Annotated in this window: 14 protein-coding genes; all 14 read right to left on the bottom strand. The window is 37.1% G+C overall.

Features of this window, described 5'->3' with window-relative positions; translation table 11 throughout:
- The 14 genes from CHB80_RS01950 to CHB80_RS01885 are packed head-to-tail and all read right to left on the bottom strand — an operon-like array spanning position 1 to position 12,959.
- The gene (locus tag CHB80_RS01950) at positions 1-645 is read right to left on the bottom strand and encodes a hypothetical protein (protein WP_089369748.1); all 645 of its coding nucleotides are present in this window, start codon (positions 643-645) and stop codon (positions 1-3) included.
- Complete coding sequence (locus tag CHB80_RS01945; RefSeq protein WP_089369747.1) at positions 642-1,535, bottom strand: ribose-phosphate pyrophosphokinase; 894 nt, start codon at positions 1,533-1,535, stop codon at positions 642-644. Before CHB80_RS01945 ends, CHB80_RS01950 begins: the two co-directional genes overlap by 4 nt.
- Before the next feature lie 6 nt (positions 1,536-1,541).
- Positions 1,542-3,044 carry a thymidine phosphorylase family protein gene (locus tag CHB80_RS01940; protein ID WP_089369746.1) on the bottom strand — a complete coding sequence of 501 codons (1,503 nt, stop codon included), beginning with the start codon at positions 3,042-3,044 and terminating at the stop codon, positions 1,542-1,544.
- Between the two features lie 21 nt (positions 3,045-3,065).
- Positions 3,066-4,442 carry an MBL fold metallo-hydrolase RNA specificity domain-containing protein gene (locus CHB80_RS01935; RefSeq protein WP_089369745.1) on the bottom strand — a complete coding sequence of 459 codons (1,377 nt, stop codon included), beginning with the start codon at positions 4,440-4,442 and terminating at the stop codon, positions 3,066-3,068.
- Between the two features lie 7 nt (positions 4,443-4,449).
- Complete coding sequence (locus CHB80_RS01930; protein ID WP_089369744.1) at positions 4,450-4,710, bottom strand: hypothetical protein; 261 nt, start codon at positions 4,708-4,710, stop codon at positions 4,450-4,452.
- Between the two features lie 39 nt (positions 4,711-4,749).
- Positions 4,750-5,592, bottom strand: a complete 843-nt coding sequence (locus tag CHB80_RS01925; protein ID WP_089369743.1) for an ATP cone domain-containing protein — start codon at positions 5,590-5,592, stop codon at positions 4,750-4,752.
- Positions 5,585-6,139: an ion channel gene (locus tag CHB80_RS01920; RefSeq protein ID WP_089369742.1), complete on the bottom strand. Its 555-nt coding sequence runs from the start codon at positions 6,137-6,139 to the stop codon at positions 5,585-5,587. Before CHB80_RS01920 ends, CHB80_RS01925 begins: the two co-directional genes overlap by 8 nt.
- Before the next feature lie 13 nt (positions 6,140-6,152).
- Positions 6,153-6,983 (bottom strand): universal stress protein, encoded by an 831-nt coding sequence (locus tag CHB80_RS01915; protein ID WP_089369741.1) that lies wholly within the window; start codon positions 6,981-6,983, stop codon positions 6,153-6,155.
- A gap of 24 nt (positions 6,984-7,007) precedes the next feature.
- Positions 7,008-8,003 carry a 2-hydroxyacid dehydrogenase gene (locus CHB80_RS01910; protein WP_089369740.1) on the bottom strand — a complete coding sequence of 332 codons (996 nt, stop codon included), beginning with the start codon at positions 8,001-8,003 and terminating at the stop codon, positions 7,008-7,010.
- Between the two features lie 3 nt (positions 8,004-8,006).
- Entirely contained in the window at positions 8,007-8,981 is a 975-nt protein-coding gene (locus CHB80_RS01905) for an ATP-dependent 6-phosphofructokinase (protein WP_089369739.1), read from the bottom strand.
- Positions 8,971-9,888, bottom strand: a complete 918-nt coding sequence (locus tag CHB80_RS01900) for an alpha/beta fold hydrolase (RefSeq protein WP_089369738.1) — start codon at positions 9,886-9,888, stop codon at positions 8,971-8,973. The genes CHB80_RS01905 and CHB80_RS01900 overlap by 11 nt, the downstream gene beginning before the upstream one ends.
- Entirely contained in the window at positions 9,885-11,243 is a 1,359-nt protein-coding gene (locus tag CHB80_RS01895; RefSeq protein ID WP_089369737.1) for a dicarboxylate/amino acid:cation symporter, read from the bottom strand. The genes CHB80_RS01900 and CHB80_RS01895 overlap by 4 nt, the downstream gene beginning before the upstream one ends.
- Positions 11,244-11,251: 8 nt before the next feature.
- Positions 11,252-12,313 (bottom strand): class I fructose-bisphosphate aldolase, encoded by a 1,062-nt coding sequence (locus tag CHB80_RS01890; RefSeq protein WP_089369736.1) that lies wholly within the window; start codon positions 12,311-12,313, stop codon positions 11,252-11,254.
- Between the two features lie 22 nt (positions 12,314-12,335).
- Positions 12,336-12,959, bottom strand: coding sequence for a class I SAM-dependent methyltransferase (locus CHB80_RS01885; RefSeq protein ID WP_089370745.1), 624 nt, complete (start codon positions 12,957-12,959; stop codon positions 12,336-12,338).
- Between the last annotated feature and the right edge of the window lie 3 nt (positions 12,960-12,962).

Genomic DNA, 12,962 nt, shown 5'->3' with positions numbered 1-12,962 from the left:
CTATTTATAAGTCATTGTAAAATAACTATTATCTTCCTCTGTAAATTTCTGAAAGGTCAGTAAGCCTTTACCATTTATTTTTTCATTGACAGTATAGTTGAGTTGCTTAATGCGAATTCCCCAGGCATAGGCCTTAATATTGATTTTTGAATTAATATTGTTTTCGTTGTCCTCTAATGTTCGGTTGTAAATCTTTATGATGCTTTTTGAACCAAAAAAATTCAATAAGCCCGAGTCAAAAGTCATTTCCAATTCTATATCTTCAAGGTTATTCAAATCATAGAGCTCTTTAAATTTTTCAGAGGTGGTATTAATTTCAGTCTCCTTTGATTTTGGATTAGAAAACGGAAAAGCCATAACCATTACACTTGCTTCATTAGGCCTACAGCGATATGTTGTTGTATATTTATCTGTAGACTTTTTGTTCTTATCAAACAATTCTGTAACCACCTTAATTTCATAATATTCATTTTTCTTTATTGTTTCACCAGCTTCAAAAGTTTGTTTGTTTAAAAAAGAGCCTTCTTCATCAAAATTTTCTCGAACAACAACTCTACCTGAAATCTGCCCAATAAGCATTTCAGTTTGTCCAGTCATTGTGATGCTGAATAAAGTGATTAGTACTATAAAGCCTTGTTTTCTCATATATGGTGCATTAATTTTTTTACCTCTTTTGCCATAATATCACTTAAATCTATTCCATTTGAAGAGTGTGGTATGGTATTACAAGTTACAATTTTTTCTACTCCGGAATCCAATAAATCTTGATAGGCGTTTCCTGAAAAAACGGCGTGAATGCCTACACAAATAGGCGGTTTCATTCCTGCTTTTTTAAGATGTTGTACGGTTTCAATCATTGTTCGGGCTGTGGAAATAATGTCATCTACTAAAATAGGTGTGGCATTCTTGTACTTATCCACATCGGGAACAGAGACTTCTACATCACGGTCACCGTGACGCACCTTTTGTAATACCGTAAATGGTGCTCCTGCATTTTTGGCGACTTCTGAAACCCATTGTTCACTTTCCGAATCAGGCCCAATAAGTACTGGGTTTTCGATATTTTCTTTAATCCATTCTGAAATCGCGTCGGCAGCGTGAATCACTTTATTTAGAATTTGATACACTTCTCCCAACGAACTAATTCTGTGCAAGTGAGGGTCAACCGTGGTAATGCTATCGGCAAAACCTGAAATCAATTTTCCGAAAAATCCAGAAGTTACACCTTCGCCTTCGTTAAAAACTTTGTCCTGCCGCATATATGCCAAATAGGGTGCTACCAAACAGGTACACATAGCTCCTAATGATTTGGCTGTGTGGCTTAAAAAATATAGTGGCAACAGTTTCTCGTCTGGTTCGTGCAAGGTGCATACCAGTACCACACATTTATCTTTAACATCAGATAATATGCGTGTGTACGATTCCCCATCTGGAAAATTACGCAAAGTGGCTTTGCCCACTTCAGCATCCATTTTTGTAGCCATTAGTTCTGTGAGTTCTTCATTTCCGGGAAGACTGAATAATATTGTTTTCATAGTTTTTTAAATTATAGTTATGATGTCGTTATGATTGTTTTTATATTCCAAGGCATAGTTAAGTTCGCCTTTGGATTCAGCATATATGGTATATAGCAATTGGCCCTCTTCAACCTGTTCTCCCAAATGGATGTTTAAAAGAATCCCTGCGGATATAGATTGGGGTGCTCCCGAAAGCTTGGCGAGTTTTGCAATTTTACGGTTATCAATTCGTTGCAAAACGCCTGACTTTTCAGCTTTAATTTCAATTTTATAAGGTGCTAAAACTGGTTTTGAAAATTGACCTTGCGCCTTACAAATGGCTATGAATTTTTCATATGCTTTTCCAGATTTGAGAATTTTATGTGCGGTTTCCTGTCCCTTTCCATTTTCTACTTTTCCAGAAAGTTCTAATAGTTCAGCGGCTAAAAGCAATGCTCTTTCTGTTAAGTCTTTAGGTGCATCTGCCTCATTTTTCAAAACTTTTAGTATATCGATGGCTTCTAAAGTGGGGCCAATGCCTCTTCCAACGGGCTGTGTGCCATCTGTACTAACTACTTTCACATTCAGCCCAACAGCCTTTCCAACGGTTTCCATATGATTTTTTAGTTTTTCTGCCATTTCGGTACTACGAACCTTCGCGGTTTCTCCCACGGGAATATCAATGACCACGTGTGTGGAACCTGCCGCAGCTTTTTTAGAGAGTACTGAAGCGATGAGTTGCCCTTCGCTATCAATATCCAAGGCTTTTTCTATTTTAATCAGCACATCATCGGCAGGACTTAACTGCGCTGTACCGCCCCAAACAAAACATCCGCCTTCTTTTTCTACTACGGTCTTTATTTCCTCGGAAGAGAGCGTAACATTGGTCAGTACTTCCATTGTATCTGCTGTGCCAGCTGGCGAAGTGATTGCCCGTGAGGATGTTTTTGGCATAGTAAGCCCATACGCGGCAACAATGGCAACTACCAATGGTGTTGTCCTATTGCCAGGCAATCCGCCGATGCAATGTTTGTCGACCACGATATCCTTGTTCCAGTTCAGTTGCTTTCCGGAAGCAATCATTGCTTTCGTTAGGTCGGATATTTCATCAATATCCATTCGGTCGCCAGCACAGGCAGTAATAAATGCCGAAAGGTGGATGTTGGAATAATCGCCTTCCACGATATCGGTTATGATGTTGTTATAGGCCTTATAATCCAGTTTTTTGTTATAGATTTTTGCCCTGACGTGGCTTAAGGATTCAATAGGCTCTAAATGGGAAACATATAATGTATCGTTTGGGGAAACATTGAGTTTTTTCGCGGCAGCATCTGATAGTCCGATTTCATTAGGCAACAGAATATCAGAATTCAGGACATTAAGACTTGCTACGATTGATGTATTTGCATTGGATATTCTTATTCGGGTAAGTGCCTCAAACCCTTCTGAAATACAGACGTGGCAATCTTCGCGCATATACACTACATTTTCGTTTTGGGTATAGATTCCGAGATGTTTATATTTTAATATGTTTGAGTGTGTGTCCATATTTTTTTTGATTGTTGTGATTTATTCTATTACTTCGATGGTGTATAATTGCGGAATTTCTGCATCCCACCCATAAGTTTCCTTGATGCCTTTTTGCAATGCTTCTGCACTCTCTTTTTCACCGTGTACAATGAAAATACGTTCGGGTTTGTTTTTTATATTGTCCATCCAGTCCATAAGCTCTGCGTGGTCTGCGTGTGCCGAAAGCCCTTCAATTTCTGCTACTTGCATTTTAAACGGCACCCATTTTCCATATACTTTTAGTTCTTTTTCACCTTCCAATAATTTTCTGCCACGTGTGCCTTCAGCTTGATAGCCTACAAAAAGTAAGGTGTTATTTGGATTTTGTGCCTGTGTTTCAAGATAGTTTAGCATTCTTCCCCCTGTGAGCATTCCGCTTCCTGCAATCACGATTTTTGGTTTGTTATCTGTTCTTAATTCCATTGTTTCACGATAACTACTAACAACCGTGAAATAAGAACACATCTCATCACATTCATGCTCTTCCAATTTGTGCCAATCCCTAGTACGATGAAACAACTCCAAAACATTGGCTCCCATTGGACTGTCCATAATCATTTGTACTTTGGGTATTTTGTTCTCCTTGAGTAATCTCCAAAAAATGAGCATCATTAGTTGTGCACGCTCTACCGAAAAACTGGGGATAAATAGACTGCCGCCTCGATTTATGGTGTCGTTGACTAATTTTTCAATCTGTGGAATGGCTTCCACTTCATCAGGATGAAACCTTCCTCCGTATGTCGATTCTATGAATAATACATCGGCCTTTTTTGGTTTCAAAGGTGGATACAATAGTAAATCGTTTGTTCTACCTATATCACCTGAAAAAACGAAGCGTTTTCCATGTACGTCCAAATCAATGGACGTAGCTCCTAGAATATGTCCGTTGTATTGAAATCTAGCCCTGATGCCATCAAATAATTGAATCCATTGGGATTGGGGTATTCCTTTAAAATGTGGGATAGTTTTTTCTACATCCTTTAAATCGTAAAGCGGTTCAGCTGGATTGTGTTTGGAATAGCCTTCTTTGTTGGCACGTTCGGCTTCCTGTTCTTGTATTTTAGCACTATCGTTCAATATTATTTTTGCTATATCTAATGTGGGATTGGTACCATAGATGGGACCATTAAAACCTTGTTTTACCAATCTTGGTAGATATCCGGTGTGGTCCATATGGCCGTGTGTAAGCAAAACAGCATCAATATCGACAACATTAACGGGTGGATACTCCCAGTTTTTAAGGCGTAATTCTTTCAGCCCCTGAAAAAGTCCGCAGTCTATCAGTATCTTTCTATCTCCTGTATCTACCAGATATTTTGAGCCGGTTACTGTTCCTGCCGCTCCCAAAAAGTGGATGTTAATTTTATTGCTTTTCATAATTATGTTAATTATTAATTCCGCCGCAGCAGGACGATGTATTCCCTTTGTTTTGGCTCAGTTTATATAATTTTGTTATCTCATTATATAGATTTCGTGAATCCTCTTTAATATAAAGTGCTACCTTCTTAATAGAGTTAGTTTCTAACTCAACCATATCCAATAGAATTTCTATGGCCTCGTCAAGCAATTTCGGGTCCTCTTCGAGAGCTTCGTAAAACGGCTCAAAATCTAATTGATTCTGTTGTTGTGAATCTTCTTTTTTCATTTGATTTTTTATTTAGAATTATTGATTGTTGCATTGTTTTTATTGATGTACTGAACATAATTTTTCTGAATCTTCTAAAATCTTTTTGTGTCTTTTATTATCAATTCCTATTTTTTCCAAGAGCTTCGGGCTTTCGTGAAGCTCTTTGCAGAGTACGATGCCTTCATCTAATAATTTTGTTTTTTCAGCTTTGGTAAGTGTTGTTAAAGCGGTTAAGGGATGTAGCCCAGATTTATCTATTCTGTCTTTAAGACCATTTCCTCTTGGATAATCCCAACTGCTCATAAGCATACCAACACATTTCCCGTACTGAATGGCATCGGTTGTGAAACGCGTATTGGTGTACACACCTCCTTTATGAAGTTTAGCCTCGTGACCTTTTTGGTGTTCCCATTGCTTTTCTACGTCCAAAAACCGTGAATGGATATATAATGGGATTTTTACATTACAAAACCTACCTTGGTCGCTATGGTATTTGCATTCAATCATATAGTGTTTGTTTTCTTTTTCGGCGATTACATCAACTTCGTGCTGTACACAATTACCTTGAACAATAACTCCCACGTTTGTACTAAAGCCTTCCATCTCTAAAATCTTACCGACAAATTTTTCAAAAGGAAATCCTGATGGACCTAATTCCATTATCGCCTTTTTTAGCTTGTATTTTGAAGCACTTACACGAGATTTACTCTTAAGCATTTTAAATGCCATCTCATAGATTTTTTTTGTGGTAATTCCATTATAAAGTGTGCCTTCAATATTTTCTACTATTTGATCAATTATTACTCTATCAGCGCCTGCTCTTTGCAACGAACTTATCAATTTTTCGATTTGAAAAGGGACTTCCTCTCCACTTGCTTTTATAATATTTATATCATTCATTAAGGTGTATTTTTTTGATATTTGCCAAAGCAAAAACGATTAGTAAAAAGCTTAAAAATATTTCGAGCATAACAACAAATCTCGCTACTTCGGAAACTGGGGTAATATCGCCATATCCAACAGTTGAAAAGGTAATTACACTGAAGTAAAAGAAATGGTACAGATTAAATATGTATGAATTTGAATGAACAGCAATTCCTTCAAATGTCGTATGATCGAATTGGTAAAGACAGGTGTAATCCGTTGCAAATGAAAAAATACTAATAAATACTATCGCCCCGAAAACCCATAGTAACTCCTTTACTGAATGGCAAATATCTATCAGTTTTGAAAGTTGTTTTAGTGTGGTCACTGTAATTACTATAGTTTTTATAAATGCTGCCGTTGCAATAATTATGTGAAATGCAAAAGAACTATGATCGATTAGTGACATTAATAGAACATAAACAAGAGCTATCCCTAAGATTATAAATACAGGTAATGCGGTTCTTCCAAAGAGTAATTTGAAGAATGATTTTTCTCGAATTCTATTTAATCTATCAGACATATTAATATGTTTTTTAAAGATGTATGGTCATTACAGGTAGTGTAGAATGATTGGTGACCCCTTCTGCAATACTTTTAGAAAAAAGGCTTAGAAAACCCGTTTTCCCATGAGTGCACATTGCAATCAAATCGGCACTATTATGCTTTAAATACGTGTTTATTCCAGTTTCGACTTCCATTTCATTATATACATTCATTGTAAAGCTTTTTAATTCGGGAAAGTGCTCCACAAAACCCTTGATTGGATTTAATCCCATTGCAATGCTATTAGAGTCGGATTCAGTATTTATGCGTAAAAAATGGATTTTGGCATCGCATTTTTCGGCTATAGATAGAACCTCTTGAAATGGATGTGTGACATCCTCTTCAAAAGAAGAAACAAATAGAATATCCTTAAAGGGAAACATAACGTTCTCTTCTTTGACAACGATAATGGGCGCATTGGCTTTTCGAACTATCTTTTCAACATTGCTTCCTGTTATTTCCCTAATAACACCTTTAGTTCCACTGCTGCCAGTAATGATCAAATCGTGATGAAAATGACCAGAATGTTCTAAAATATCTTTCTGTCCAGAATCAAACTGAAGAAAGGTTCTACACTTAAGTCCTTGGCGTTCTGCTATTCTTTCCAGTTCGTGTAACTTGGATTTGGCAACACCTATTTCCTTTACAGTTTTGGGATACCTTTTTTCCTTTAGTTTATCTAGTTTGACCCAATCAACAGGTGTTGTCATTAAGTGCAAAAAATGTATCTCTGCATCATATAGCTTGGCCATTTTGATGCCAAGATTTGCCGCTTTTGTGCAGTTTTCAGAGAAATCGGTAGGTACGAGTATATTTTCCATTTTTTAAGTTTTTAATTATTTAAACTAATTGACAGATATCTCATTTCCAGAGAGAACTGCTTTATCAAAACAGTCCAAATTGTATATGGTTGTTTCGGCAATATTTGTTAATGCTGTTTCAGTTAAGAAAGCTTGGTGGCTGGTAATCAAAACATTGGGGAATGTCATTAAGCGTGCGATAACATCGTCTTGTAATATATCTTCGGAATGGTCTTCAAAAAACAATCCTTCTTCCTCCTCATACACATCGATGCCGAAATACCCAATCTTACCAGATTTTAATCCTTCAATAACCGCCTTGGTGTCCACAAGACCACCTCGGCTTGTGTTAATGAGCATAACTCCTTCTTTCATTAAAGCGATATGTTCTTTATCTATTAAGTGCTGAGTTGATGGTATCAATGGAACGTGCAGGCTAATTATATCTGCTTGCTTGCAGATAGTGGTACAGTTGGTATAAATGACATCATATAAATCTATCAGATTCTTATCTTCAGCAACATCTTGAGCTAATATCTTACAACCCAAACCATGAAGTATTTTTACAAGTACTGCACCTATTTTTCCTGTTCCAATAACACCTACTGTTTTACCATTTAGGTCGAATCCTGTGAGTCCGTTCAGTGAGAAATTTTGTTCTCTAACTCTATTGTGTGCTCTAATTATTTTTCGGTTTAGGGCTAAGATGAGTGCCAGAGTGTGTTCTGCAATAGCGTATGGCGAATAAGCAGGAACACGAGCCACTTTCATATTCATTTCAGCTACTTTTTCTAAATCAACGTGATTGAACCCTGCTGAACGTAGGGCGATATATTTAACACCAATCGCACTTAATTTTTCAACGATATGCGCCGAGGCATCATCACCTGTAAATAGGCTAACGGCTTCAGAGCCTGTTGCGAGAATAGCTGTTTCTTTGGTCAAACGACTTTCCAATAGTTTTAATTGGTGTTTGTCATTATTTGCTTTTACCAGATATGGTTCTTCAAATTTATGTGTGCTGAATACTGTTGTTTTCATTATTTATTTTCCAAATAGTTCTAAAAGTTCTTTCAATTCTTTATTTACTTCATGTTGTTTGACCACTTCTTCAAAAGAAGTAAAGTGTAGTTGATTGTTTAAAACACCAGCCATTACGTTGCTTCTACCTTGTAAAAGGGCATTTACAGCAGCAACGCCGAGCCTAATACCCAACATTCTATCTAAAGCAGAAGGATTTCCACCTCGTTGCACGTGACCAAGCTTCGTTATGCGTAAATCGACATTGGGATTGACTTCCTTTATTTTTGAAGAAACGAGTTCGGCACCTATTTCATCGCCTTCAGAAACTACGATTAGAAAAGCATCTTCACTGTCGTAATTTTTTACTTTATCCAATAGGTACATAAAGTCCGTACCGCTCTCTGGAATTAGTATGGCGTCCGCACCTACCATTAGTCCTGAATGAATGCCGATGTAACCCGAATCCCTTCCCATTACTTCCACAATAAATACCCGATTGTGAGATTCGGCAGTGTCCTTTATTTTATCAATATTCTCAATGGCTGTGTTTACAGCCGAATCAAAACCAAGGGTGTAATCCGTACCTGAAATATCATTATCTATAGTACCAGGAATGCCTATGAACGGAATGTTGCATATCTCTGAAAAAGCGAGTAGTCCTTTAAATGTGCCATCACCACCAATGGCAATCAACGCATCTATTTTGTTTGCGTTTAGAGTTTCCAAGGCTTTTTTTCGACCTTCCAATTCCAGAAAACGCCTGCTTCGTGCCGTCTTTAGCATAGTGCCTCCTTTTTGAGTCAGTTTTTGTAATTCGTGTGATTTTAATTGAACCAAGTCACCGTCTATCAATCCTTCATATCCTTTTCGATAACCACTTACTTTTATACCATTTACTTCCGCAGATTTTGCAATAGCGTATAATGCAGCGTTCATTCCCGGACTATCACCTCCAGAGGTAAATACACCTATATGTTTTATTTTATTAGTGCTCATTTGATGTTGTTTTTTGTAATTTTTTATCTGAAACAGAAAAATCTTGAATTGTGTTCCAAACAAATTCTGCTTCTTTCAGAAAGAACTGATGGTCTCCTTCAGCTGAAGTAATTATTTGTGCGTTTGTAAATTCCCTAGATAATTTCAAGGCATTTTCTAAAGGTGCAGTAGTGTCTTTTTCTCCGTGAATAAAATGCACATCTTTATCCTTAATTTTCTTTGCTATAGCATATAAATTTGTTTTTAAAATGACTTCTGTAAGCGAATAATAATAGCTCTGCCAATGATGTTTTTTTGCATCTTCATAAACATCATCCGTGAGGTTGTCTGGTTTAAATGCACGCGACATAAAAATGGGATGAATCATACAGATGTATTTAGAGAATTTGCTTGTTGATATCCTATCCACAAAGGAATGTGAGGACATAACTTTCTTAAATTCATCTGCATCCTTGTAAACAGGTATTCCAATAAAAACACCTGCTTTGAACCAATGAGGATGCTTCTGCAATAGAGCCATTGAAATTATAGCTCCCATAGAATGACCGGCAACAATGGTTTTTCCATCATTGAATCCTTCTTTGTTTAGTACCAATTCTAAGGCTTGCAATTGTATTGAAAGCGAATAATCATTTTGTGGTTTTGGCGAATCACCAAAACCCAAAAGGTCTATTAATAGCAAAGTGTGTGTGTTTGAAATGCTTTCTAAATTGCGCTTCCAATAATTCAATGACCCTGTTAAACCGTGCAATAAAACGAGTTTGTTTTTTCCAGAACCTACTATTTCATAATTTAAGAGTGTTTGGTTGATATCGTAGGCTGGTTGCTTCACAATCTTGTAATGCTGATAGCTAGCAATAGCGACAACAGGAAAAATAAACAATATGGATATGAGTAGTAATGTCATGTTTTTAAACTAGATTTAGTATTTCTTTTATCACTAACCAAGACTGGGGCTTTGCCATACAACCTATTAAAAACCATACAAGCTGTAAGGTCACCCGTTACGTTTACAGCAGTCCTGAACATTCCCAACAATCTTTCTACACCAATGATAATGATGATGCCTTCGGCTGGAATACCGACACTTCCCAAAACAGAAGCGAGTATCACCACACCACCTCCGGGAATGGCAGGTGTGCCGATTGAAGCAGCAACGATAGTTACAATGACCACAATAATATTGAGCAAACTCATTTCCAGTCCATAGGCTTGGGCTATAAAAAGGGTTGTTATCGTTTGATAGAGTGCAGTACCATCCATATTGACGGTTGCGCCAATGGGAATGATAAAATTGCTAATGGTCTTGTCCACCTTTAGTTTTTCTTCGGCTGTTTGAAGAGAAAGTGGCATCACAGCGGCAGAGCTTGTGGTTGAAAAAGCCAATAGCTGAACATCCCTTATTTTTTTCAGGAAATGCATAGGGTTTGATTTTCCAAGAAGCACAATTAGCCCTAAATAGAAAATCACTAAGAATAACAGACCGAGCAAGACGACACCCACATAGTAGGTGAGGCCAGATAGAGAACTCAAACCAACGCTAGAGGTGAGCTGCGCCATAAGTCCGAAAACAGCAATAGGCACTAGAAGCATTGACCATTTTACTACTGTCATACAGACTTCCTGAATGGCACTTAGAAGCAGCTTCACTGGGCGCAGTAAGGCATTTTCAAGTGATAGCACAGCTACACCAATAATGATTGTGAAAATTACAATGCTTAACATTTCACCACTTACCATAGATGCCAACGGGTTTTCGGGAAGTAAGTTTGAGATGGCATCAGGAATCGTTTCAATTCCGAAGGAAAGCTCTGGATTTTCCGTTGGAACAGCTGTAATTTCATTATGTTCAGCTAGAGCCTGTTGATGTAAAAAGCGACCAGGTCTAAAAAGTTGAGATAGTATGACACCCAAACTTACCGAAACTATCGTAGTACCTAGAAAATATAACAAAACCCCACCACCTAATTTTTTTAGATTGTCCTTATCATTACTTGCTATTCCAGTAATGATGGAAGCCACAATCAACGGAATCATAATCATTTGAACCAGTTTCAGAAATAGTACACCAGGCAATGCCAGCCAATTCCCCGCGATATCTGCTGTTTCTTTAGAAATCCATCCATTTTGTGGGCTCAATAGCAGACCAAATCCAACACCTAAAAACAAGGCAATGATTACCTTAAGCCATAGACGACTTTCTACCAATCTTATGAGGTAGTGGTTAAGTGATTTTAATGATTTTATCTCTGTGTCAAACATTCTGTTGATTATGCTATATTAATTTTATTATCCAGATACACTTCCTGAACGGATTGTAATACTCTCACGCCTTCGCTAAAGGGTTTTTGAAATGCTTTTCTTCCCATTATCAGCCCAGAACCACCAGCCCTTTTATTGATAACGGCAGTTGTTACAGCTTCGGACAAATCTGATTTGCCTTTGGAACCACCACCAGAATTTATCAGCCCTATTTTACCCATATAACAATTGGCCACCTGTAATCTGCAAAGGTCAATGGGATGGTCTGTAGTCAACGCTTCATACATATCATCGTCATATTTTCCGAATCCTATTTCTTTAAATCCGAAATTATTGGTCGGTAATTTTTGTTTAATGATGTCTGCTTGAATAGTTACGCCTAAATGATTTGCTTGTCCGGTTATATCGGCCGCTGCGTGATAATCTTCATTTTCTATTTTGAAAGCTTCATTTCGTGTATAGCACCATAGAATAGTAGCCATCCCCAGATTGTGGGCTTCTTCAAAAGCTTCAGCTATTTCTTTTAGCTGTCTGTTACTTTCCGCTGAACCAAAATAAATGGTAGCTCCTACGGCAATTGCTCCCATATCCCAGGCATTTTTTACCTTACCAAATAATGTTTGGTCATATTTATTGGGATAGGTTAGCAGCTCATTGTGATTAATCTTTACTATAAAAGGGATTTTATGGGCATATTTTCGAGCATTTAATCCTAAAACACCAAAGGTGGATGCCACTCCATTACAACCAGCTTCCATAGCAAGTTTTATGATGTTCTCTGGGTCAAAATAATCTGGGTTTTTATAGAATGAAAATGCTGCACTATGCTCAATACCTTGGTCCACAGGAAGGATACTTAAATAACCAGTTCCTGCCAGATTTCCGTGGTTGTATAATTGGTTAAGGCTTCTAAGTACCTGTGGATTTCTGTTACTATTAGTAAAAACCTTATCAAGACTTTTATCACTTGGTGTCTGCAATTCATCTTTTGTTATTTTTTCACAAATATGATTCAAATAGAAATCAGCTTTGTCACCAAGGTTTTGTATTATGTTTTCATATTTACTCATAATTCTATTTTTTATAGCTTCCTTATATTAATTTTTCATTTTTCACATAGAAGTATTTTACAATATCCTTCCATAGTTCAGTCACCTTAACATCGTTGAAACCAGCTTTTATTAAATTCTGTTTGGTTTTACGGTTAATGTTAGCACCCATAATATTTAGTGGTATGAAATTGAACCAATCCATTAGTTTGCCTAACACTTTACCATTACTTCTAACGTGTTCCAACATAATAAGCTGGCCATTTGGCTTTAGCACTCTTTTAATCTCTATTAAACCTTTTACAGGATCTGGAACAGAACAGAATACGCAACTTGTAATCACGGTATCGAAGGTGTTATCTTCAAAGTCCATATTTTGCACATCCATTTCAAGGAAATTGATTTTGAGTGGACTATCCTGATACTTTGCTTTGGCTTCTTCAAGCATTTTTTTACTAAAATCAATTGCAGTTATGTCAATATTTTTGGGGTAAAATGGAATGTTTTTACCCGTTCCAACACCAACCTCTAAGGTTTTACCAGTTGCTTGTGGCACTATCTCTTTTCGCCATTTTGCAAAGCCACTTGTTCCCATTGGTCTTTCTAATGAGTCAAAATATTTGGCTATTCTGTTGTAACGATTTTTTATTTCTCTATTGTTGGACATTCG

It is taken from the genome of Dokdonia pacifica, from assembly GCF_900188275.1.
GTDB classification, from domain to species: domain Bacteria; phylum Bacteroidota; class Bacteroidia; order Flavobacteriales; family Flavobacteriaceae; genus Dokdonia; species Dokdonia pacifica.
Note: the sequence above shows the minus strand (reverse complement) of the source record. Positions and strands in the feature narration are given on the sequence as shown.